We start from the raw sequence: 20,753 nt of genomic DNA on the forward strand, positions 1-20,753 counted from the left end.
GCGACGGACGTTCCTCACCGCCATGGGAACCGCCGCAGCCACCTTCGCCACCGGAATCCCCGCCCACGCAACCGACCACGCGCGCGACGCCGCCTCTGCCGTCGAGTACGTGGACGTCCAGCTCCTCAACATCGCCGACCTGCACGGCTACCTCCAGGCCGCCCCCGCCGGCAATGCCGTCATCACCGGCAACGGCGGCCAGACCTACACCGTCGGCGGCGTCGCCTACATGGCCGCCCACCTCACCCGCCTCCGGGCCGGCCGGCTCAACTCGCTCTTCTTCACCCCCGGGGACGCCTTCTCCGGCTGGGAGTTCGACGCCGCCGCCTTCGCCGACGAGCCCACCATCGAGGCCCTCAACCGGATGGGCCTGGACTTCGCGACCGCCGGGAACCACGAGTTCGACAAGTCCCCCGCCCTGCTGCAGCGGCACATGGAGCAGGGCGTCCCGTTCCCCGTCGAGGGCCGCGACGCCTCCTTCACCGACTCCTCCGGCGCCCGTTTCCACGGCGCCGACTTCCGCTATTACAGCGCCAACGTCGTCTGGGCCGCAGACCAGCGCACCGTCCTGCCCGCGTACAGCATCGAGAAGGTCCGCACCGCCGCCGGCCAGGAGCTGCAGATCGGGTTCATCCACCTCACCGCCCTCGGCACCGAGCTCTTCCCCGGCTCCTACCAGCCGGGCCTGGCCACCCTCGACGAGGTCGCCACCGCCGACCGGTACGCGGCCCTGCTCAAGGCCCAGGGCGTCAACGCGATCGTCCTCAGCATGCATGACGGAGCGGTGGCGGGCGCCGACTTCAACAGCGGCGCCGACCCCTCCGGCCCGGCCCTCGACCTGGCGCTCCGGGTCTCCCCCGACATCGACGCCATCGTCGCCGGCCACTGGCACACCCGGTTCAACATGATGGTCCCGGACCCCGACGGCGTCCCCCGCCCCTTCGTCGAGGCCGGCTGCCACGGCCAGCTCATCAACGAGATCAGCCTCCGCCTCGACCCGGTCACCGGAAAGGTGGTCCGCGAGCTGACCGTCTCCACCAACCACCCCAACACCCGTGACGTCACCCCGGACCCGGCCCTGAAGGAGGTCGTCGACTACTGGGCCGGGCAGGCCGCCGCCCGCGACGCCACCCCGATCGGGAAGCAGACCGGCTCGTTCCTGCGGACGCGCAACACCGCGGGCGAGAGCACCATGGGCGACCTGGTCGCCGACTGGGCCCTGTGGGCGGGCCGCAGGCCCACCGACCCCGAGAACGACGGCAACGTCCACCCCAACGTCCCGGCCCAGCTCGCCCTGGTCGCCGCGGCCCCGCGGGTCGGCCAGGCCGTCATCGCGGGCGACCTGGTCCGCGACACGGCCTCGGGCGGCGCCGTCACCTTCGGCCGCGCCTGGAGGGCCGTCGGCTTCGGCGACCCGATCGTCAGCGCGACGGTGACCGGGCAGCAGATCCACGACGCGCTGGAGCAGCAGTGGACGATCGCGGCCAGTGGTGAACTGCTCTTCGCGCCCCTGGCCGTCTCCAAGAACGTCCGCTACACCTTCAACACCCTGGGCAGGGCCGGTGACCGCGTGAACCCGGCGGACGTGTTCATCGACGACGCCCCGCTCAGCCTCACCGGCACCTACCGCCTCGCGTCCCCCTCGTACACCTTCCTGGCGAACGACGGCTACAGCGCTCTGAGCGGTTTCCGAACCCCCTACCGCCACCAGCGCGACTTCGAGAGCTTCGTCGCGTACATCCGCGAAACGCAGACCCTGACCCCGGCCCCCCTGAACCGCGTCACCGCCGCGAACACGACCCGCCGCGGCGCCGACGTCGGCATCGTCCTCGACCCCGGCCCCCTCCTCCTCCCCGACGGCACACCGATGCCCCGCTCCGAGGCCGCGATCGTCTCGGCGGACCGCCCCCACACCGATACCGGCGGCTTCCGGCCACCCTGCTGACGCGCCCGCCGTCCCACGACGCGCGAGGCGCCGTACGTGGACCGGATCTGCCGGAAAACATGACCGTGGTGTGAGGTGCCCGCCGGTAGTTTCGGCCGGATGCACCGAGAGCGACTCACGGCGTACTCCGCCGTCTCCACCCGCCTGTCCCTGCTGAGCGACCAACGGCTGCGCGCGCTGACGGCCGCCGCGACACCCCTCGGGTCCGGAACCGGCGGCCGGACCGCCGAGTTGGACGTCGACGGGACCCGGGTCTTCGTCAAGCGCGTGCCGCTGACCGACATCGAGCTGCTGCCGCGCAACGTGCGGTCCACCGCGAACCTCTTCGGACTGCCGCTGCACTACCAGTACGGGGTCGGCTCGGCCGGGTTCGGGGCCTGGCGGGAGCTGGCCGTGCACACCATGACCACCGGCTGGGTGGTCGAGGGCGCGTACGAGGGGTTCCCGCTGATGTACCACTGGCGGGTGCTGCCCGACTCCCCGCCCGGGGGCGAAGGCATCGAGGCGGCCGTCGCCCGGTGGGAGGGGTCCGACGCCGTGCGCCGGCGGCTGGAGGCCATCGGGCGGGCCTCGTACAGCCTGGTGCTGTTCCTGGAGCACGTGCCGCACCGGCTCGGAACCTGGCTGGCCGAGCACCCCCGTTACGCATGGGCGGAGGACGCCCTGCTGCGCGGGGCGGAGTTCATGGGCTCCCGCGGGCTGGTTCACTTCGACGCCCACTTCCACAACGTGCTGACCGACGGCGGGCTCGTCCACTTCGCCGACTTCGGGCTCGCGCTCAGCACCCGCTTCGAGCTGGCGCCCGACGAGGCCCGGTTCCTGTCGGAGCACCTGGGCTACGACCGCGCGTACACCGCGAGCCATCTCCTGCGGTACCACCTGCCCGGCGCCGACGAGCGCGACGACCTGGAGCACGAGGCCTTCCTGCGGGAGTGGCTCGCGGGGCGCGGGCGGGGCGGGGTGCCGCCCGAGGCCGCCGCGCTGCTCGACCGGCACGCCGCGACGGGGCTCGTGATGGCCGGCTTCCACCGTCGGCTGGTCGCGGAGAGCAAGCGGACGCCGTTCCCGGCCGGGGCGGTCGCCGAGGCCTCGCAGTAGCCCTCCCCAGAAGGCTTGAACCTGTTCAAAAAGAGGTCTACAGTCAGCCCTGCCAACAAGTTGAACACGTTCAAGAGGGGGGCGAGGGCATGGACCTCACCGTCGTCACATACGTCATCTACCTGCTCGTCAGCATCGGGCTCACCGTCTGGGTGGCCCGTACGCTCAGCCGCAACGGGCGCATCTTCATCGCCGACGTACTGCACGGGAACGAGAAGCTCGCGGATGCCGTCAACCACCTCCTGGTGGTCGGCTTCTACCTCGTGAACATCGGATTCGTGACCCTCTACCTGCGCTCGGACGTCGCGGTCGAGACGGCGCGCGAGCTCTTCGAAGCCCTGTCGGTCAAGATCGGTGTCGTCCTGCTGGTCCTCGGCGTCATGCACCTCGGGAACGTGTGGGTGCTGAACAAGATGCGCCGCCGCGGAATCATGGAGCGCCAGCAGACGCCGCCGGTCGCCCCGCAGGGGTGGACCACTCCGGCCGGGGCCTGACCTATGGCCCCCACGGCACCGACCGCGCCGACCGCCACGACCGCCACCCGGCACCTGACCGTTCTCTACGACGCCGACTGCCCGCTCTGCGTCCACATCCGGCACTGGCTCCTCGGGCAGCGCTGGCTGGTGCCGCTCCGGCTGATCCCGGCCGGGTCCTTCGAGGCGCAGCGGCGCTACCCCCGGCTCGACCATGCGGCGACGCTCCGCGAGATCACCGTCATCGGGGACGCGGGGCAGGTGTGGAGCGGCACCGATGCCTTCATCGTGTGCCTGTGGGCGCTGGCGGAGCACCGGCCGAAGGCGAACTGGCTCGCCACCCCGGCGGGCCGGCCCTTCGCCCGGGCCGCCATGTACACGGCCTCGGCGTGGCGCCAGGCGGTACGGTCCGAAGGGACGGGCGCGGAGGGTGAAGCGGAGGCGGAGTCACCGGCCTGTGGCGACCACTGCTCCGCACCCGGATAGGCTCGTACACCGTGACTGATCAGAAGGCTCCCAAGAGCGAGCAGACCCGCACGCTCATCCTCGAAACCGCGCTCCGTCTCTTCCAGGAGCGCGGCTTCGACAAGACGACCATGCGGGCCATCGCCAAGGAGGCAGGGGTCTCGGTCGGCAACGCCTACTACTACTTCGAGTCGAAGGAACACCTCGTCCAGGGGTTCTACGACCGGATCGGCGCCGCGCACCAGGCGGCGGTCCGGCCCATCCTGGACAGCGAGACCGATCTGCAGAAGCGGCTCGCGGGCGTGCTGACGAGCTGGCTCGACATCGCGGCGCCGTACCACGAGTTCGCCTCGCAGTTCTTCAAGAACGCGGCGGACCCGGAGAGCCCGCTCAGCCCCTTCTCCCCCGAATCGGAACCCGCGCGCAAGACGGCGATCGACATGCACCGCGAGGTGCTGGCGGGGGCGAAGACGAAGGTCCCGGCCGAACTGGCCGGCCTACTGCCGGAGCTGATGTGGCTCTCGCAGATGGGGCTCGTCCTGTACTGGGTCTTCGACCGGTCCCCGGACAGCGAGAAGACGCGGCGACTGGCGGAGCGCGGCGCACAGCTGACGACGCGGGGCATCGTCCTGGCCCGGTTCCGGGTGCTGCGGCCACTGGTGCGCGAGCTCCACGAGCTGTTCGCTGACTTCCTGCCGGGGATGGCGCAGACGGTGGCGTCGAAGAAGAAGCGGGCCTCCGCCGCGGACCCCGACCCGGACTCCGACCCGGCATAGCGCACGCCTAGAGCCAGTCGAGCTCCCACAGGCGCCAGACCCCGGTGCCGTCGGAGAGGTACTGGGCTCCGGAGACGGCATCGCGGGACATCACGTAGTCCTTCTTCTGCCAGACGGGCAGCATCGGGATGCGCTGGGATACCAGCTTCTGGAGCTCGCGGAACTCGCCGGACGCCTGGGTGCGGTCCGAGAAGGACTGGGTGCGGGCGATCAGGTCGTCGACGGCCTTGTCGGAGAAGCCGTTGTTCATGCTGGAGTCCGCGCCGACGAGCGGGGCGAGGAAGTTGTCGGCGTCCGGGAAGTCGGCGATCCAGCCGATGGTGTAGGCATCGAACTCGCCCGCGGCGTAGGACTTCTGGAAGTCGGCCCACTTGTCGACGGCCTTGACCTTGACCTGGAAGAGCCCGGTGGCCCGCAGTTGCTGGGCGATCTCCTCCGCCTCCGGGACGTTCGCGCCGCGTGTGTTCACGCCGAGGGTGAGGGAGACCGGGGTGGCGATCCCGGCATCCCCCAGCACCTTCTTCGCCGCGAGGCCGTTGGGCGCCGGGTAGGCGTCGAAGAACGGCGTGCTGTGCGCGGCGATGCCCGCCGGGACGAGCGAGTAGAGCGGGGTCACCGTGCCCTTGTGGATCTCGCCGGCCACCTTCGAGCGGTCGATCACGGCGGCGACGGCCTGGCGCACCGCGGGCGGGGCGGCGGTGGAGCCGGGGCGGACGTTGAAGACCACGCTGCGGGTCTCGGTGCCGCCGGAGGCCTGGTACCGGGTGTCCTTCAGGCCGGGGTTGAGTCCGGCGAGGACGTCCGGCGGCATGTCGCGGTGGGCGACCTCGATCTCGTGGTCCTGCCAGGCCTGGTTGAGCTGGGCGGAGTCCTTGAAGTACCGCACCGTGACGGCCGTCTTGGCGGGCTTGGACTGGCCCAGGTAGCCCGGGTTCGGCTTGAGCTCGGCGCTGGCGCCGGCCTGGTACGCGCCGAGGGTGAAGGGGCCCGAGCCGTCGGCCTTGCCGTCCTCCCGGAGGGCCTTCGCCGGGTACTTCTCCTTGTCGACGATCGAGGCGGCGCCCGTCGCGATCTTGAAGGGGAACGTGGCGTCGGGCGCGGAGAGGTTGAAGGTGACGGTGCGGCCCTCGGCCTTGACCGACTCCAGGGTGTTGAAGAGGGGGGCCGGGCCCTGGTCGGAGTTGATCGTCTTGATGCGGTCGAAGGAGTGCTTGACGTCCTCGGCGGTGACGGGCCGGCCGCTCGCGAACCTCAGGTCGGGGCGGAGCTCGCACTGGTACGTGGTGAGCTTCTGGCCGAGGAACCTGCAGGCGGAGGCCGCATCCGGGACGGGGGTGTCGGAGCCGGACTTGATGGTCAGCAGGGACTGGTAGACGTTGCTGAACAGGGCCCAGGAGCCGGCGTCGTACGCCCCGGCGGGGTCGAGGGAGGAGACCACGTCGCTCGTCCCGACCCGGAGGGCGGTCCCGCTGCCGCGGCCCTCCTCGGGCAGCAGCTGCCAGGCGCCGACACCGGCCACGCCGATCACGAGCCCGACCGCGATGACCTTCGAGCGGACAGACTTCATCCTTGACCCCACCCCCCGCACGCCATGGATCAACCGCCAACCGGATCCCCATGTCCGATTAACGGTCACATCCCATCATGGAAATTCAGCCGCGGGAAGGCCGGTTCACGGCGGGTCGCTGCCGCTTGCGCCCGGTCAGGCCTGGTATGAGGCGAGTTCGACGACCGTGATGTCGGACGGCGCCCCGACCCGGACCGGGGGTCCCCAGGCGCCGGCGCCGCGCGAGACGTAGAGCTGGGTGTCGCCGTAGCGCTCCAGGCCGGCGACGGTGGGGTTGGCGAGCTCGGCGAGGTAGTTGCCCGGCCAGAGCTGGCCGCCGTGGGTGTGGCCGGAGAGCTGGAGGCCGACGCCGTGGCGGACCGCGTCGTGGATGACGACGGGCTGGTGGGCCATGAGCACGGCGGCGCGCGACCGGTCGCGGTCGCCGAGGGCGGCGTCGAAGTCGGGGCCCTCGCCCTGCGTCTCGCCCCGTACGTCGTTGACCCCGGCGAGGTCGAAGTGCGGCAGCGCCCGGCGGGCGTTCTCCAGGGGGGTGAGGCCGAGCTCGCGGACGTGGTCGATCCACTGCCGGGCGCCGGAGAAGTACTCGTGGTTGCCGGTGACGAAGTACGAGCCGTGCCGCGCCCGGAGCCGGCTCAGGGGCTCGGCGGCGTTGCCCAGGTCGTGCACGTTGCCGTCCACGAGGTCGCCGACGACGGCGATCAGGTCGGGCTGGGTGCGGTTGACGGTGTCGACGATGCGGGTGGTGTGCGCGCGGCCGAGGACCGGGCCGAGGTGGATGTCGCTGACGACGGCGATCCGGAAGCCGTGCGCGGCGCGGGGCAGTTTGGCCAGGGGTACCTGGACCCGCTTCACGCGCGGCCCGCGCAGGACCCCGTACGTCCCGTACCCGACGGTCCCGACGGCCGCGGCGGCGGCCGCTCCGCCGACGGTGCGCGCCACGAACTGCCGGCGGCTGACGCCCTGGGTCCCGGTGCCGGTCCCGGCCCCGGTCGTGGCCCCCGGCCCGGCCTCGATCCCGTTCCCGGACTCGGTCTCGGCCCCGGTCGCGCCCTGCGGGGCCGGGGGCGGCGACACGGGCGCGGGGTCCGGGGCGGAGCCGCGGGAGCGGAGCAGCAGGGCCCGGACGGGTTCGGCCACGAGCATGGCCAGCGTCAGGTACAGGAGCACCGCGAGCCACATGTAACCGGGCCAGGCCACGGACTGTTGGAGCAGGAACGGGGCGCCGGCACGGCCCGCGGTGAGGGCGGCCAGCGAGAGGAGCGGCAGGGTGAAGGCGAGAACGGTACCGGTCCGGCGGGCCGTGCCGCGCGGGAGCGTCGTGTCGCGGACCAGACGGATCCAGAGCCAGCGGTGGAGCAGGACCAGCAGGGCCAGGACCAGGAGCACGATCCCGGCGAAGAGCACGATCTTCATTCCGGCGAACCCGGGCCCCGGCCGCCGCGTGATTCGCGCCGCAGCGCGAGAACGCCGCGCAGCCCGATCACACCAACGGCCGTCCCCAGGAGAAAGGACGTCACGGCCAGGAGAAGGTGGACCCAGAAGTAGGCCGTCGGCTCGCCCGCCGCGTCGAATGCCAGACCACTGGCGTCCTTCCACAGGTTCCGGACGAAAGACACCCAGATGAACCAGCTCCACACTCCGAAGGCGAGCAGGAACCAGGAGGCGGCGCGGCTGAGTTTCATGCCCCCAGTATCGGTTCGGTCCCCAGGACGGACGCGTGGGGGTGGGCTGTACCGGCGGTGGTTCGGACAAGTTGGCCGGTCCCGGACGGCAGACAGCACATCGGGATGTACTTTCACCTGCGTGTCTGATAAGAAGACCGCGCTGACGGTCCTTTCCGCCGCGCTGCTGGTCCCCGCGATGCTCGCGGTGCCCGCGCACGCCGCGCCCGCTCCGCCTGCGGACGGCAAGGGGCAGCCGCCCAAGGCCCCGGCCGCACCCGCCCCGCCGGCGTCGATGTCCACCGTCGGCGGGGCCCTGCTCGGCAAGCCGGGGGTCCAGGTCAACCCGCTGGCGGGCGCCCCGGCCCTGCCGACGAACCTGACGGGGCGTTCGTGGATCGTGGCCGACGCCAAGACCGGCGAGGTCCTGGCCGCCAACAATGCGCACTGGCGGCTGCCCCCGGCCTCCACCCTGAAGATGCTCTTCGCCGACACGGTGCTGCCCAGCCTCCCGAAGGACCAGGTCCACAAGGTCACCGAGCAGGAGATGGAGGGCATCGGCGCGGGCTCCAGCCTGGTCGGGGTCAAGGAGGACCACGAGTACTCCGTGCACGACCTGTGGCTCGGGGTGTTCCTGCGGTCCGGGAACGACGCGGTGCACGTGCTCTCGGCGATGAACGGCGGCATCGACAAGACCGTCAAGGACATGCAGGCGCACGCCGAGGAGCTGCAGGCCCTCGACACCCACGTGGTGTCCCCGGACGGGTACGACGCCCCGGAGCAGGTGTCGAGCGCGTACGACCTCACCCTCATCGCCCGCTCCGGCCTGCAGAAGCAGGACTTCCGCGAGTACTGCGGCACGGCGAGTGCGAAGTTCCCCGGCAGCCAGGAGCCCGGGAAGCCGCGCGAGTACTTCGAGATCCAGAACACCAACCGGCTGATGACGGGCGCGAACGGCCTCTCCCCGTACAAGGGCATCGCCGGGGTGAAGAACGGCAACACCACCATGGCGGGCGCCACCTTCACCGGCGCGGCACAGCAGGGCGACAAGAAGCTGCTGGTCACGGTCATGGACCCGAGCGCGGGCGGCCTGAACTCCGTCTACGAGGAGACCGCCGACCTCTTCGACTGGGGCTTCGCGGCGATCGGCAAGGTCAAGCCGGTGGGCGAGCTGGTCCCGCCGAAGAGCGCGGACACCTCCTCGATCGGCTCCCCCGCCCGGTCGCACGAGCACAACCCCTCGGCGGCCGGCGAGGGCGACGGCGTCGGCACGGCGCTCGGGGTCGCGGGCGGGGCACTGGCCGTGATCGCGGCCGGGGCGTACGTCGTCAACCGCCGCTGGCCGCGGGGCCCGCGCGGCCGCCGCGACGGCGACCAGGCGGCCGACTAGCCACGGGGCCCGGTACCGGGGCTGCCCTGCGGCTGCGCCGGGGTCGGCGGGCCGGCGCCGTCCTCGTCGGCGCGGGCCGCCGTCCAGGCCGAGCAGAACAGCAGCAGCTTCGCCATCAGGTTGATCCAGATCAGCAGGGCGACCGGCACCCCGAAGGCGCCGTACATGCTCTTCGCGGCGACCCCGCGCATATAGCCGCTGAGCAGCAGTTTCAGCAGTTCGAAGCCGGCCGCGCCGATGAGGGCGGCCCCGATGAGGCGGCGGCGCGGCGGTTCGACCCCCGGGAGCAGGGTCAGGACGTAGAGCAGGAGCAGGAAGGCCGCCAGGACGCCGACGAGGAAGGCGCCGGCCCGCAGGAGCGCACCGCCCGCGCCCTGCTGCGGCACGCCCAGCCAGCCGCCGAACCTGCCGACCGCGCTGGAGCCGAGGATCGAGGCCGCGGCCGAGGCCAGGCCCACGCCGCCGAGGCCGATGAGCACGAGCACGTCCTTGCCCTTGCGGACGACGGGGTTCCCCTGGTCCTCGTCGTCCTTCTCCCACACCGCGCGCAGGCAGTCCCGCATCGAGCCGACCCACCCGACGCCGGTCACGAGCAGGAGGGCGCCGGCCACGAGCCCGATGGTGCCCGCGTTGGCGACGAGACCGGCGATGTCGAGCTGGTCGGAGATGCCGGGCACCTGCTCGGCGAGGTTCTTCTGGAGCCGGTCCAGCTGCTCCGGGCTGAGCAGCGCCGCGCCGATGGCTGCGGCCACCGTGATCAGGGGGAAGAGCGCGATGAAGCTGATGAAGGTGATTGCGGCGGCGAGCCGGCTCCAGTGGACCCGGTCGAGGCGTTGCCAGGAACGCCATGCGTGCGTCCGCATCAGCCGGACTACCAGCGGCCCGATCACCGGGAGTTTCGTCAGCCAGTCCATGGGGTCACCTTGACACGCCCCACCGGCCGCAGCCGTGGATTCCGCGCCGGGACCCTGACCCCGGCCTTCTCCGCGCAACGAGGGAGTAGCCCGCCGAAATGGCCGGGATTGTCGCCTTTGGGCGCTACGGTCGTCGATTGTGACTTTTCGCGAAGCGCGTCCGACGGGCCGGCCGTTCCACACGCTGGTCCTGCGCACGCTCCGGTTCCACGCCCGCCAGACCCTCAGGCCGCTCCGTCAGGAGCGCCGTACGGCGTCCTCGCCCGCGGCGCCCGTCGCCTCGTCGACCGGTGAGCCGAGCTGTGCCGGGACGCCGGCGACCGGGCCGCTGCCGAAGGGGTACTCGTGCAGCTTGCGCCAGACCCCGTCCGAGCCCTGCTCGTAGAGCGCGAAACCCGCGCAGGTCCACTGCGCCGCGTACTCGGCGAGGGTGCTGAACGCCAGGTCCATCGCCTCCTCGGAGATCCCGTGGGCGATGGTGACGTGCGGGTGGTACGGGAACGCCAGCTCCCGGTCGAGCGGCCCGTCCGGGTCGCGGACCAGGCCCTGGAGCCGGGTGCAGCCCGGACCGCCCTCGGCGACCCGGACGAACACGACCGGCGAGAGCGGGCGGAACGTTCCGGTGCCCGCGAGCCGCATGCCGAAGGGGCCGAACGCGGCCGCGACCTCGGACAGGTGGGCTCTGATCCCCGGCAGCCGCTCGGCCTCCACCTCGGTCGGCGGGAGGAGGGTGACATGCGTGGGGATGCCGTGCGCGGCAGCGTCCCCGAAGCCTGCGCGCAGCTCCTGGAGCTGGCTGCCGTACGGCTCCGGGACCGCGATCGAAACGCCGAGCGTTACGGTCCCCACGTATGTCTCCTCCGTCGTCTGCTGCGTACACGTCCTGCCGACCCAGTGTGGGGCCAGCACCCCCCGGATTGCCAGGGCCCTCTTTCCCCGGCCGTCCGGTCAGTGCTTGGCGGGGACCAGGCCGAGGCGGTCGTAGGCCTGCGCCAGGGTCTCGGCGGCGACCGCGCGGGCCTTCTCCGCGCCCTTGGCCAGGACGGAATCCAGCGTCTCCGGGTCGTCCAGGTATTCCTGGGTGCGCTGCTTGAACGGTGTGACGAAATCGACCATCACGCCGGCCAGGTCCGTCTTCAGCGCGCCGTAGCCCTTGCCCTCGTACTTGGCTTCGAGAGCGGGGATGGTCTCCCCCGTGAGGGTGGAGTAGATCGTGAGCAGGTTGCTGACGCCGGGCTTGTTCTCGGTGTCGAAGAGGATCTCGGAACCGGTGTCGGTGACCGCGCTCTTGATCTTCTTCTCGGTGGCCTTGGGCTCGTCGAGGAGGTTGATCAGGCCCTTGGGGGACGACGCGGACTTCGACATCTTGATCGACGGGTCCTGGAGGTCGTAGATCTTCGCGACCTCCTTGACGATGTGCGCGGCGGGGAGGGTGAAGGTCTGGCCGAAGCGCTGGTTGAAGCGCTCGGCCAGGTCCCGGGTCAGCTCGATGTGCTGGCGCTGGTCCTCGCCCACGGGGACGGCGTCCGCCTGGTAGAGCAGGATGTCGGCAACCTGGAGGATCGGGTACGTGAACAGGCCGACGCTGGCGCTGTTGACGCCGCCCTTGGCGGACTTGTCCTTGAACTGGGTCATCCGGCTGGCCTCACCGAAGCCGGTGATGCAGTTCATGACCCAGGCGAGCTGCGCGTGCTCGGGGACGTGGCTCTGGATGAAGAGCGTGCAGCGCTCGGGGTCCAGGCCGGCGGCGAGGAGCTGCGCGGCGGAGAGCCGGGTGTTCGCGCGCAGGTCCTTGGGATCCTGCGGCATGGTGATCGCGTGCAGGTCGACGACCATGTAGAAGGCGTCGTGCGTCTCCTGCAGGGCGACGTACTGGCGGATGGCTCCGAGGTAGTTCCCGAGGTGGAACGAACCGGAGGTGGGCTGGATGCCGGAGAGCGCGCGAGGACGATCAGAAGCCATGTCCTCATTCTCTCAGGTGCGGGGGCCGAGTCCGGCCGCGCAGTGGCCGGAAGCCGCCGGGTCCCCCGCCGCGGCCCGGCGGGGGACCTGCCCCTGCTCCCCGGCGGCAGGGGGCCGCGGCGCCCCTACCGCCGCGTAGCCCCCCGGCCGGATATCACCCGAAGCAAGCGACCGCTTTCCACGGACGTGCCCGGGCCCGGCCGGGGGCGGGCCCGGTTCCGGATCAGGACAGCGGGAGGCCCGGCGCCGGGAAGGCCGCCATCAGGTCCGCGACCTCGGCGCGGATCGCGGCCAGGGCCGGCTCGTCCTCCTTCGCGGCGGCGTCCACCGCCCGGGAGATCCAGTCCGCCACCAGCGGCATGTGGTCGACGCCCAGGCCCCGCGAGGTCAGCGACGGCGTGCCGATGCGGATGCCCGACGGGTCGAACGGCTTGCGCGGGTCGAACGGGACCGTGTTGTAGTTCACGACGATCCCCGCGCGGTCCAGCGCCTTCGCCGCCACCTTGCCCGGGACCCCCCGCGAGGTCAGGTCCATCAGGATCAGGTGGTTGTCCGTACCGCCCGACACGAGGTCGAAGCCGCGGCCCAGCAGCGCCTGCGCCAGGGCCTTCGCGTTGGCGACGACCGCGTGGGCGTACGCCGTGAACGAAGGCTGCGCCGCCTCGTGCAGCGCGACCGCGATGCCGGCCGTCGTCTGGTTGTGCGGCCCGCCCTGGAGGCCCGGGAACACCGCCTTGTCGATGGCCTTCGCGTACTCCTCCCGGCACATCAGCATCGCGCCGCGCGGCCCCCGCAGGGTCTTGTGCGTGGTCGTCGAGACGACGTCCACGTGCCCGACCGGCGACGGGTGCGCCCCGCCCGCGATCAGGCCCGCGATGTGGGCCACGTCCGCGACGAGGACCGAGCCGGCCTCCTGTGCGATCGATGCGAACGCCGCGAAGTCGATCGTGCGGGGAAGGGCCGTTCCGCCACAGAAGATGATCTTGGGGCGCTCGGCGAGGGCCAGGTCGCGCACCGCGTCGTAGTCGATCAGGCCCGTCTCCGCGGAGACCCCGTACTGCACGCCCCGGAACCAGGAGCCCGTCGCCGAGACCCCCCAGCCGTGCGTCAGGTGCCCGCCCATCGGCAGGGCCATGCCCATCACCGTGTCGCCGGGCTTCGCGAAGGCCAGGTAGACCGCGAGGTTCGCGGGCGAGCCGGAGTACGGCTGGACGTTGGCGTGGTCCACCCCGAACAGGCCCTTCGCCCGCTCCACGGCCAGCGCCTCGACGCGGTCGATGTTCTGCTGGCCCTCGTAGTAGCGGCGGCCCGGGTAGCCCTCGCTGTACTTGTTCTGGAGCACCGTGCCGGAGGCTTCGAGCACCGCCGCGGACACGTAGTTCTCGCTCGGGATCAGGCGCAGGGTCTGCGCCTGCAGGGTCTCCTCGGCGGCGACGAAGGACGCCAGCTCCGGATCGACGGCGGACAGGGCGGGATGGCGGCGCGCGGTCATGGCGGCTCCTCCGGGGTCGATGTCAGATCTCGTCCCCGCGAGGCCCAGGCGAGCGGCCCTGTATGCGGTCGTGCGCGCACGACTCCCCCGGAGTCGGTTCTCCGTACGCCAGTCGCCGTGCGTGCCGCCCACCTTAGCGGGCGGTCCACAAGAAAGGTTTCCCCGTCCGGTATACGAGCGACGTATAGCCGTATACAAGGTGACGGTGACGCAGGTGACGCCACCCCCGTCGCCACCCCCGTCGCCCTGCCCGTCCGACCGACGATCGGAGACCCCGTGTCGACAACTGCTGATGCCATGCGTTCCGCCGAGGCGCACAGTGCGCACAACTACCACCCGCTGCCCGTCGTCGTGGCGTCCGCGGAAGGCGCGTGGATGACCGACATCGAGGGCCGCCGCTTCCTGGACATGCTCGCGGGCTACTCGGCCCTCAACTTCGGCCACGGCAACCGGCGGCTGATCGATGCCGCCAAGGCGCAGCTGGAGCGGGTCACGCTCACCTCGCGGGCCTTCCAGCACGACCGGTTCGCCGACTTCTGCACCGAGCTCGCCGCGCTGTGCGGCAAGGAGATGGTGCTGCCGATGAACACGGGCGCGGAGGCCGTGGAGACGGCGGTGAAGACCGCCCGCAAGTGGGGCTACGAGGTCAAGGGCGTCCCGGACGGGCACGCCAAGATCGTCGTCGCGGCCGACAACTTCCACGGCCGGACGACGACGATCGTGAGCTTCTCCACGGACCACGAGGCCCGCGACCATTTCGGGCCCTACACACCCGGGTTCGAGATCGTCCCGTACGGGGACCTCACCGCGCTGGCCGCGGCCGTCACGACGAACACCGTGGCCGTGCTGCTGGAGCCGATCCAGGGCGAGGCGGGCGTGCTGGTGCCGCCCGCCGGCTACCTGCAGGGCGTACGGAAGCTCACGCGCGAGCGGAACGTCCTCTTCATGGCGGACGAGATCCAGTCGGGGCTGGGCCGGACCGGGAAGACCTTCGCGTGCGAGCACGAGGACGTCGTGCCGGACGTGTACGTCCTCGGCAAGGCACTGGGCGGCGGCGTGGTCCCGGTCTCGGCCGTCGTCGCCGACCGGGACGTGCTCGGGGTGTTCCGGCCCGGCGAGCACGGCTCCACCTTCGGCGGCAACCCGCTGGCCTGCGCGGTCGCCCTGGAGGTGATCGCGATGCTGCGCGGCGGTGAGTACCAGCAGCGCGCCGCCGAGCTCGGCGACCACCTGCACCGGGAGCTGAGCGTGCTGGTCGGCGGGGGCGCGGTGACCGCCGTACGCGGGCGGGGGCTGTGGGCGGGCGTCGACATCGCCCCCGGGCACGGCACGGGCCGGGAGGTGTCCGAGAGGCTGATGGAACGGGGCGTGCTGGTCAAGGACACCCACGGGGCGACGATCCGGATCGCGCCCCCGCTGGTGATCAGCAAGGAGGATCTGGACTGGGGCCTGGACCAGCTGCGCGCCGTACTGGCCGGCTGACGGGTCCGCCGAAGGCGCGGCCGGGCGGCCCGGACGCGCCTTCGCCTACAGGATGACGTGGGGCAGGAAGCGGGCGTACTCGTCCGTGACCGGACCCGCCGATTCCCGGATGCCCAGGCCGGCGGCCTCCTCCTCGACGACCCACGCGCCGAGCACGACGCGGTTGCCGTCGAAGTCGGGCAGCGGGGCCAGGCCCTGGAAGACGTACGTCTCCTCCTCGGCCGGCACGAACGGCTCTCCGCCGACCGGGTGCAGGGTGACCCCGGCGCCCTCCCGGCCGAGCAGCGGCTTCGCGGCGTAACCGGTCGTCGTGGCGAGTTCGCGCGGGCCGTCCAGGTAGGCGGGCAGCAGGTTGGGGTGCTCCGGGAAGAGCTCCCACAGGATCGCCAGCAGCGCCTTGTTGGACAGCAGCATCTTCCACAGCGGCTCGATCCAGGCGGTGGTCCCGGAGCCGCCGCCGTGGTCGTACGTGCCGAGGACCTGCGGGCCGAACGCGTCGGTGGCCAGCCATTCCCACGGGTAGAGCTTGAAGCAGCTGCGGATGAACCCGAGTTTCTGGTCCACGAACCGGCCCGACAGGCTGTCCCAGCCGATCTGCTCGACGGACAGCTGCTCGGTCGCCAGGCCCGCCTGCTCGGCGGTCTCCTGGAGGTAGGCGACCGTCATCAGGTCCTCGCCGAGCTCGTCGGTCTCGGAGTGCGCGAAGTGCAGCGGGCCGGGCGGCAGCAGCTCCGCCTGGCGGCGCCAGGCCTCGACGAGCCGCTCGTGGAGGGAGTTCCACTGGTCGGCGCCGGGGAAGCGCTCCTCCATCCAGAACCACTGCGGACTGGCCGCCTCCACGAGGGAGGTGGGGGTGTCCGCGTTGTACTCCAGCATCTTGGCCGGGCTGCCACGGCCGTCGTAGCGCAGGTCGAACCGGCCGTAGAGGGACGGCTGCTCGGCACGCCGGCGCCAGGACTCGGCGATCAGCTCCGCGAGACGCGGGTCGGTGATGCCGAGGTCCGCGAAACGGTCGTGCTCGACGATGTGCGCGGCCGCGGCCAGACACATGGCGTGCAGTTCCTCGACCACGTTCTCCAGCGCCTCGATCTCGGGGAGCGAGAAGGAGTAGTACGCGCTCTCGTCCCAGTAGGGGCGCAGGGAGTCGTCGGGGTAGCGGGTGAGGGGGTAGACGAGCCCCTGCTCCTCGACCGTCCTCTGCCAGTCGGGGCGCGGTTCGATGGTGTGGCGGCGCACGCGGGTTCAGCCGCCGCTGGAGCTGGAGTGGCCGCCGATGCCGCCGCGGGTGACGGCGGACTTGTCGAAGCTGCCGCCCTTGACCCGGTTGTTGGAGACGCTGCCGCCGTAGTAGTACGCACCGCGGCCGCCGCTCTTGCACTCCTTGGTGTTCAGCTTCTCCAGGGTGGCGCGGTCCGCGCAGCGCTTGTCGGGCTCGCTGCTGCTGCCGCAGGCCACGAGCGCTGCAGCGAGCAGGCCCATGCCGCCGAGGGCGACGCCGCCGGATCGCATGCGGCGTCGGGTCGTACTGCTGCCTGTGCTGCTGTCGTCCATGGCGGACAGACTAGAACGGGGCGGCGGAGCGATGGAATCCGGCCGTCGAAACCCTCCCATCACCTCCATGACCTAGAGTCCGTTCGTGCTCCTTGGGATGTTTTGCGCACTCGGTGCGGCGGTCTGCTTCGGCACGGCGTCGGTCCTCCAGGCGATGGCCGCGCGGGCGGCGGAGCCCGGGACGGGGTCGGGGCTGGACACGGCGCTGCTGCTGCGGGCGGCCCGGCAGTGGCGGTACGCGCTGGGCCTGGCTCTGGACGCGGCCGGCTTCGTCCTCCAGATCGTGGCGCTGAAGCACATCCCGATCTACGCGGTGGGGGCGGCGCTGGCGGCGAGCCTCGCGGTGACGGCGGTGGTCTCGGCGCGGCTGTTGCACGTACGGCTGCGCGGGGCGGAGTGGGGCGCCGTGGGGATGGTGTGCGCGGGGCTGGCGATGCTGGGGCTGGCCTCGGGCGAGGAGGGCTCGGGGACGGGATCGTTCGCGCTGAAGCTGGGGCTGCTGGCGGTGGCGGGACTGGTGCTGCTGATCGGGGCGGTGGCCGGCGGGCTCCCGGACCCCTCGCGGGCACTGGTCCTCGGCCTGGCGGCGGGGACGGGCTTCGGGGTGGTGGAGGTGGCGGTCCGCTTGATCGACGGCATCTCGTTCACAAACCCGGCGCTGTACGCCCTGCTGCTGGGCGGGGGCGCGGCGTTCCTGCTGCTCACCTCGGCGCTCCAGCGGGGCTCGGTGACGGTGGCCACGGCGGGGATGGTCATCGGCGAGACGATCGGCCCGGCGGTGGTGGGCGTGGTGTGGCTCGGCGACCGCACACGCGAGGGCCTGGCCTGGCTGGCGGTGCTGGGCTTCGCGGTGGCGGTGGCCGGGGCCCTCGCCCTGGCCCGCTTCGGCGAACCCCCGCAACCGAGCCCCGCGCCGGCACAATCCGGCCCCGCCGGCGTTTGAGGCACGCGGGTCCCGGAGCCGCAGCAAAACCAGCCCCGCCGGCGATTGAGGCGTGGGGGTCCGGGGGCAGCGCCCCCCGCAACGGCGCCGCGCCCGCCGCGCACGCGTCACGGCAGCGCGGCGACCAGCGCCGCGAGCGTCGGCGACCACGCGCTCGTCGGCGGGGTCCCGTAACCGACCACCAGCGCCTCGCGCTCCGGGAGGCCCGCCTCCGGGTGGGCGTAGCGGGACAGGGTGTCCAGGGCCAGGTCCTGCCAGGCCGCGGCCCGCAGGACCGACGCCTGCGTCCCCGCCGGGAGGTCCAGCACCGCGTGCAGGCCCGCCGCGAGGCCCGACACCGCGACCCGGCCGGAGACGGCGGCGACCAGCTCGTCCCGGCGCCGCCGGTAGTGCAGCCGCATGCCGCGCACGTGCCGGTCGTACGCCCCGGACCGGATGAACTCCGCGAGCGTCAGCTGTTCCAGTGCGCTCGACGTCCAGTCGGTTGGCCCCTTCATCGCGACGACCTCGTCCAGCATCCCCGGCGGCACCACCATCCACCCCATCCGCAGCCCCGGCGCGAGCGACTTGCTCGCCGTGCCGAGGTAGACCACCCGGTCCGGGTCCAGTCCCTGCAGCGCCCCCACGGACTGGCGGTCGTAGCGGAACTCCCCGTCGTAGTCGTCCTCCAGGATCAGCCCGCCCGTGGTCCGGGCCCAGTCGACCGCCGCCGCCCGCCGGGACGGGGTCAGCGCGACCCCGGTGGGGAACTGGTGGGCGGGGGTCAGCAGGACCGCTCCCGACTCCCCGGACAGGTCCGGCGTCCGCGCCCCCGAGGCGTCCACCGCCAGCGGCCGGGTCCGCAGCCCCGCCCTCGTCAGCAGGTCCCGGTGCACGTCGAGGCCGTACCCCTCCACCGCGGCCTCCCGTACCCGCCGCGCCCGCAGCACCCCCGCGAGCAGCGTCAGCGCGTGCGCGAATCCCGCGCACAGCACGATCCGCTCCGGGTCCGCGCAGACCCCGCGCGCCCGTGCCAGGTACCCGGCGAGGGCCTCCCGCAGCTCCACCCGGCCGCGCGCGTCGGCCGCGTAGCCGAAGGCCTCGTTCGGCGCGTCCGTCAGCGCCCGCCGGGCCGCCGTCAGCCAGGCGGCGCGCGGGAAACCGCCCAGGTCCGGGGTGCCTGCCTGGAGGCTGTACGAGGGCCGGCGCCGCGCGGGGTGCCGGACCCGGGCGGCCGCTGCCGGCCGCCGCGGCCTCGCTCGTTCCGCGACCCGGGTGCCCGAGCCCTGGCGGGCCGTCAGCCAGCCCTCGGCGACGAGCTCGGCGTACGCCTCCGCGACCGTGTTCCGCGCGATCCCGAGATCGGCGGCGAACGACCGCGAGGACGGCAACCGGGTCCCGGGCGCCAGCCGGCCGCTGCGCGCGGCCTCGCGCAGCGCCTCGACGAGACCGGCCCGCAGGCCACGCCCGGCGGAGAGGTCCAGATGCAGGTCGGCGCCGAAAGTGGCCCAGGATTCCGTCACGGATATGGACCATATCGGCGGGCCGCCTGCTTCATAGGATCGGGGACATGACCACCACTCACGAACAGAGCGCCGCATACGCCCCCGAGCACGCCCCGCGCATGACCTGGGCCCAGCACGTCCCCGAGGTCTACAAGGCGATCGTGGGCCTGGAGATCGCCTCGAAGAAGGGCCTGGACCCGGTTCTGGTCGAGCTGGTCAAGATCCGCGCCTCGCAGCTCAACCACTGCGCCTTCTGCCTGGACATGCACACGAAGGACGCGCTCGCCGCGGGCGAGACCGTCGAGCGGATCGTGCAGCTCAGCGCCTGGGACGAGTCGCGCCACTTCTACACCGGGAAGGAGGCCGCCGCGCTTGAGCTGACCGAGGCCGTGACCGTCCTGACCGACGGTTTCGTTCCCGACGAGGTGTACGAGAAGGCCGCGAAGCACTTCGAGGAGAAGGAGCTCGCCCAGCTGATCGCCGTGATCGCGACGATCAACGTCTGGAACCGCTTCGCGGTGACCACCCGCATGGTCCCCGGCCACTACACGCCGGGCATGTACAAGTAGGACCGGCTTTCCCGTACGGATCAGTCGGGCCGGAACGACTCCAGGGCCGCCGTCAGGTTCGCGCGTACGGCGGAGGTGTCGGCGGCCGGGCCGGCCGCCAGCAGCGCCCAGCGCTTGCCGTCCGGGGTGGTGGTGATCCGCTCCACGCCCCGGCGGCGGCCGTGCGACTCCGCGCTGTCGTACTCGTAGACCAGCTCGCAGGCGCTTGCGGCCACCGGTTCGAGGGAGACCTGCCGGTAGGCGGGGGTCCCGTCGTTCAGCCGCTGCGAAGACATCCGCAGCAGCTCGCAGGAGGCCGTGCTGCTGTCCTCCGTGATCCGGAAGATCTGGAGCAGGGCGCTGCGGTCCCCGGGCAGGCGGTAGAAGGCCCCGCTGCCCTGCTCGTTGTGGCTGGGCTCCCAGCCGGTGGGGACGGCCACCGAGAAGCCGGCCTCGTTGTGCACCACGGTGTAGCCGGGGCCGCCGGTACTCGCCGAGGGGCTGGGTGAGGCCGGTCCGCCCGGGCCCGGCGACGGGCTCGCGGACGTGGACGGCGTGTCCGCCGCCGCCGACGGGGACGCCGACAGCAGCGGGTGCGTGTTCGCGGCGGGTGCGTCCTTGCCGCCCAGCAGCATCCACGCCGCCACCGACACCCCGCCGACGACCGCCGCCACGACTCCCACCAGCAGCGGCATCCGCCACTGCTGCTGCGGCCGCCCGTCCGGGCCCGCGCCGCCCGGACCGTACGGCCCCGACGGCGCGGGAGGCTGCGGCGCCCCGGGCTCGTACCACCCGGGGGCCGGCGGGGGCGGAGGCAGGCGGCCCGGCTGCGCGGGCTGCGTCGGCTGCGCGTGCTGCGGAGTGACAGCCGGAGCCGGGGTCGGAGCCGGAGCCGGGGCCGGAGCCGGGGTCGGGGTCGGCCCCGGCTGCGCGGGCTGCTCCCCCCACTCCCACCGCTGCGACCGCGGGTTCCAGCGGGCACCGTCGGGCGAGGACACC

At 72.4% G+C, this 20,753-nt stretch carries 20 protein-coding genes and 1 riboswitch; of the genes, 9 read left to right on the top strand and 11 right to left on the bottom strand.

Going from position 1 to position 20,753, the window contains the following annotated elements:
• Positions 1-22 precede the first annotated feature (22 nt).
• The 5 genes from ABTY04_RS13860 to ABTY04_RS13880 all read left to right on the top strand — a co-directional run bounded on the left by ABTY04_RS13860 (position 23) and on the right by ABTY04_RS13880 (position 4,757).
• Positions 23-1,945 carry a bifunctional metallophosphatase/5'-nucleotidase gene (locus ABTY04_RS13860; protein ID WP_352213616.1) on the top strand — a complete coding sequence of 641 codons (1,923 nt, stop codon included), beginning with the start codon at positions 23-25 and terminating at the stop codon, positions 1,943-1,945.
• Between the two features lie 99 nt (positions 1,946-2,044).
• Positions 2,045-3,043, top strand: a complete 999-nt coding sequence (locus ABTY04_RS13865; protein ID WP_352213575.1) for a protein kinase family protein — start codon at positions 2,045-2,047, stop codon at positions 3,041-3,043.
• A gap of 89 nt (positions 3,044-3,132) precedes the next feature.
• On the top strand, positions 3,133-3,537 hold the full coding sequence (locus ABTY04_RS13870; RefSeq protein ID WP_352213576.1) for a hypothetical protein: 405 nt from the start codon (positions 3,133-3,135) through the stop codon (positions 3,535-3,537).
• Between the two features lie 3 nt (positions 3,538-3,540).
• Complete coding sequence (locus ABTY04_RS13875) at positions 3,541-4,002, top strand: thiol-disulfide oxidoreductase DCC family protein (protein ID WP_352213577.1); 462 nt, start codon at positions 3,541-3,543, stop codon at positions 4,000-4,002.
• 11 nt (positions 4,003-4,013) lie between these two features.
• Entirely contained in the window at positions 4,014-4,757 is a 744-nt protein-coding gene (locus tag ABTY04_RS13880; protein WP_352213578.1) for a TetR/AcrR family transcriptional regulator, read from the top strand.
• Positions 4,758-4,764: 7 nt separating this feature from the next.
• Here ABTY04_RS13880 and ABTY04_RS13885 read toward each other — a convergent pair whose 3' ends face one another.
• The 3 genes from ABTY04_RS13885 to ABTY04_RS13895 form a co-directional block, all read right to left on the bottom strand.
• Complete coding sequence (locus ABTY04_RS13885; RefSeq protein ID WP_352213579.1) at positions 4,765-6,324, bottom strand: ABC transporter substrate-binding protein; 1,560 nt, start codon at positions 6,322-6,324, stop codon at positions 4,765-4,767.
• Between the two features lie 135 nt (positions 6,325-6,459).
• Positions 6,460-7,740 (bottom strand): metallophosphoesterase, encoded by a 1,281-nt coding sequence (locus ABTY04_RS13890; protein WP_352213580.1) that lies wholly within the window; start codon positions 7,738-7,740, stop codon positions 6,460-6,462.
• A complete protein-coding gene (locus tag ABTY04_RS13895) occupies positions 7,737-8,009 on the bottom strand; it encodes an SCO4848 family membrane protein (RefSeq protein ID WP_352213581.1) in 273 nt (90 codons plus the stop codon). The genes ABTY04_RS13890 and ABTY04_RS13895 overlap by 4 nt, the downstream gene beginning before the upstream one ends.
• A gap of 121 nt (positions 8,010-8,130) precedes the next feature.
• On the opposite strand from ABTY04_RS13895, the gene ABTY04_RS13900 reads away from it, so the two are divergent.
• Positions 8,131-9,378 carry a D-alanyl-D-alanine carboxypeptidase family protein gene (locus ABTY04_RS13900; protein WP_352213582.1) on the top strand — a complete coding sequence of 416 codons (1,248 nt, stop codon included), beginning with the start codon at positions 8,131-8,133 and terminating at the stop codon, positions 9,376-9,378.
• Here the strand turns inward: ABTY04_RS13900 and ABTY04_RS13905 are convergent.
• From ABTY04_RS13905 to glyA, 4 genes are all read right to left on the bottom strand, one after another.
• A complete protein-coding gene (locus ABTY04_RS13905) occupies positions 9,375-10,292 on the bottom strand; it encodes a YihY/virulence factor BrkB family protein (RefSeq protein ID WP_352213583.1) in 918 nt (305 codons plus the stop codon). The genes ABTY04_RS13900 and ABTY04_RS13905 overlap by 4 nt on opposite strands.
• Before the next feature lie 237 nt (positions 10,293-10,529).
• Positions 10,530-11,141 carry a 2'-5' RNA ligase family protein gene (locus ABTY04_RS13910; RefSeq protein WP_352213584.1) on the bottom strand — a complete coding sequence of 204 codons (612 nt, stop codon included), beginning with the start codon at positions 11,139-11,141 and terminating at the stop codon, positions 10,530-10,532.
• A 99-nt stretch (positions 11,142-11,240) separates the two neighbouring features.
• Positions 11,241-12,254 (bottom strand): tryptophan--tRNA ligase, encoded by a 1,014-nt coding sequence (gene trpS, locus ABTY04_RS13915; protein WP_352213585.1) that lies wholly within the window; start codon positions 12,252-12,254, stop codon positions 11,241-11,243.
• 223 nt (positions 12,255-12,477) lie between these two features.
• Positions 12,478-13,746 (bottom strand): serine hydroxymethyltransferase, encoded by a 1,269-nt coding sequence (gene glyA, locus ABTY04_RS13920; RefSeq protein WP_352213586.1) that lies wholly within the window; start codon positions 13,744-13,746, stop codon positions 12,478-12,480.
• A 35-nt stretch (positions 13,747-13,781) separates the two neighbouring features.
• Positions 13,782-13,872, bottom strand: a riboswitch (ZMP/ZTP riboswitch).
• A gap of 150 nt (positions 13,873-14,022) precedes the next feature.
• Between glyA and rocD the strand changes: the two genes are divergently transcribed.
• The gene (rocD, locus tag ABTY04_RS13925; RefSeq protein ID WP_352213587.1) at positions 14,023-15,228 is read left to right on the top strand and encodes an ornithine--oxo-acid transaminase; all 1,206 of its coding nucleotides are present in this window, start codon (positions 14,023-14,025) and stop codon (positions 15,226-15,228) included.
• 45 nt (positions 15,229-15,273) lie between these two features.
• Here rocD and ABTY04_RS13930 read toward each other — a convergent pair whose 3' ends face one another.
• Positions 15,274-16,464, bottom strand: a complete 1,191-nt coding sequence (locus tag ABTY04_RS13930; RefSeq protein ID WP_352213588.1) for a glutathionylspermidine synthase family protein — start codon at positions 16,462-16,464, stop codon at positions 15,274-15,276.
• A gap of 6 nt (positions 16,465-16,470) precedes the next feature.
• Positions 16,471-16,779: a hypothetical protein gene (locus ABTY04_RS13935; RefSeq protein WP_352213589.1), complete on the bottom strand. Its 309-nt coding sequence runs from the start codon at positions 16,777-16,779 to the stop codon at positions 16,471-16,473.
• 97 nt (positions 16,780-16,876) lie between these two features.
• Between ABTY04_RS13935 and ABTY04_RS13940 the strand changes: the two genes are divergently transcribed.
• Complete coding sequence (locus tag ABTY04_RS13940; RefSeq protein ID WP_352213617.1) at positions 16,877-17,722, top strand: DMT family protein; 846 nt, start codon at positions 16,877-16,879, stop codon at positions 17,720-17,722.
• Positions 17,723-17,829: 107 nt separating this feature from the next.
• Here ABTY04_RS13940 and pdxR read toward each other — a convergent pair whose 3' ends face one another.
• Positions 17,830-19,224 carry a MocR-like pyridoxine biosynthesis transcription factor PdxR gene (gene pdxR, locus ABTY04_RS13945; protein ID WP_352213590.1) on the bottom strand — a complete coding sequence of 465 codons (1,395 nt, stop codon included), beginning with the start codon at positions 19,222-19,224 and terminating at the stop codon, positions 17,830-17,832.
• Positions 19,225-19,271: 47 nt separating this feature from the next.
• On the opposite strand from pdxR, the gene ABTY04_RS13950 reads away from it, so the two are divergent.
• On the top strand, positions 19,272-19,775 hold the full coding sequence (locus tag ABTY04_RS13950) for a carboxymuconolactone decarboxylase family protein (RefSeq protein WP_352213591.1): 504 nt from the start codon (positions 19,272-19,274) through the stop codon (positions 19,773-19,775).
• Positions 19,776-19,795: 20 nt separating this feature from the next.
• Here the strand turns inward: ABTY04_RS13950 and ABTY04_RS13955 are convergent, their stop codons facing one another.
• Positions 19,796-20,752, bottom strand: coding sequence for a serine/threonine kinase C-terminal domain-containing protein (locus ABTY04_RS13955; RefSeq protein WP_352213592.1), 957 nt, complete (start codon positions 20,750-20,752; stop codon positions 19,796-19,798).
• Position 20,753 lies beyond the last annotated feature (1 nt).

It is taken from the genome of Streptomyces sp. NPDC097981 (assembly GCF_040302565.1).
Lineage (GTDB): Bacteria > Actinomycetota > Actinomycetes > Streptomycetales > Streptomycetaceae > Streptomyces.

Excerpts from the sequence above, each read along its gene's own strand:
- ABTY04_RS13860 (WP_352213616.1), top strand. The coding sequence starts at position 23 with ATGGGAACCGCCGCAGCCACCTTCGCCACCGGAATCCCCGCCCACGCA.
- ABTY04_RS13865 (WP_352213575.1), top strand. The coding sequence starts at position 2,045 with ATGCACCGAGAGCGACTCACGGCGTACTCCGCCGTCTCCACCCGCCTG.
- ABTY04_RS13870 (WP_352213576.1), top strand. The coding sequence starts at position 3,133 with ATGGACCTCACCGTCGTCACATACGTCATCTACCTGCTCGTCAGCATC.
- ABTY04_RS13875 (WP_352213577.1), top strand. The coding sequence starts at position 3,541 with ATGGCCCCCACGGCACCGACCGCGCCGACCGCCACGACCGCCACCCGG.
- ABTY04_RS13885 (WP_352213579.1), bottom strand. The coding sequence starts at position 6,324 with ATGAAGTCTGTCCGCTCGAAGGTCATCGCGGTCGGGCTCGTGATCGGC.
- ABTY04_RS13890 (WP_352213580.1), bottom strand. The coding sequence starts at position 7,740 with ATGAAGATCGTGCTCTTCGCCGGGATCGTGCTCCTGGTCCTGGCCCTG.
- ABTY04_RS13895 (WP_352213581.1), bottom strand. The coding sequence starts at position 8,009 with ATGAAACTCAGCCGCGCCGCCTCCTGGTTCCTGCTCGCCTTCGGAGTG.
- ABTY04_RS13905 (WP_352213583.1), bottom strand. The coding sequence starts at position 10,292 with ATGGACTGGCTGACGAAACTCCCGGTGATCGGGCCGCTGGTAGTCCGG.
- trpS (WP_352213585.1), bottom strand. The coding sequence starts at position 12,254 with ATGGCTTCTGATCGTCCTCGCGCGCTCTCCGGCATCCAGCCCACCTCC.
- glyA (WP_352213586.1), bottom strand. The coding sequence starts at position 13,746 with ATGACCGCGCGCCGCCATCCCGCCCTGTCCGCCGTCGATCCGGAGCTG.
- ABTY04_RS13935 (WP_352213589.1), bottom strand. The coding sequence starts at position 16,779 with ATGGACGACAGCAGCACAGGCAGCAGTACGACCCGACGCCGCATGCGA.
- ABTY04_RS13940 (WP_352213617.1), top strand. The coding sequence starts at position 16,877 with ATGTTTTGCGCACTCGGTGCGGCGGTCTGCTTCGGCACGGCGTCGGTC.
- ABTY04_RS13950 (WP_352213591.1), top strand. The coding sequence starts at position 19,272 with ATGACCACCACTCACGAACAGAGCGCCGCATACGCCCCCGAGCACGCC.